Below are 462 nucleotides of genomic sequence, written 5' to 3' on the forward strand. Positions count from 1 at the left end.
GGATGGTGTCTGGTTCTCCTGAAAACCAATGTAAAATTACCCTGGCCCACAAGGGTATATTATATAACTGTGAACAAACTGGTTGATCCTGCCAGTAGTCATATGCTTGTCTCAGAGATTAAGCCAGGATGGTGTCTGGTTCTCCTGAAAACCAATGTAAAATTACCCTGGCCCACAAGGGTATATTATATAACTGTGAACAAACTGGTTGATCCTGCCAGTAGTCATATGCTTGTCTCAGAGATTAAGCCATGCATGTCTAAGTACATACCTTAAAACGGTGAAACCGCGAATGGCTCATTAAATCAGCTATGGTTCCTTAGATCGTAAATGCTACATGGATAACTGTAGTAATTCTAGAGCTAATACATGCCTTGAATCCCTGACCCGCAAGGGAACGGGTGCATTTATTAGAACAGAACCAATCGGGYGCGGCTTCGGCTGTGCCTGYTACATTCTGTG

1 protein-coding gene is annotated in these 462 nt (G+C 43.3%); it reads left to right on the top strand.

Features of this window, described 5'->3' with window-relative positions:
• On the top strand, window positions 1-276 hold a 276-nt coding region (locus D0S45_20665), incomplete at its 5' end, for a hypothetical protein (protein TIH06692.1).
• Window positions 277-462 lie beyond the last annotated feature (186 nt).

The sequence above is a fragment of the Marinifilum sp. JC120 genome (assembly GCA_004923195.1).
In the GTDB taxonomy this organism is placed as follows: domain Bacteria; phylum Desulfobacterota; class Desulfovibrionia; order Desulfovibrionales; family Desulfovibrionaceae; genus Maridesulfovibrio.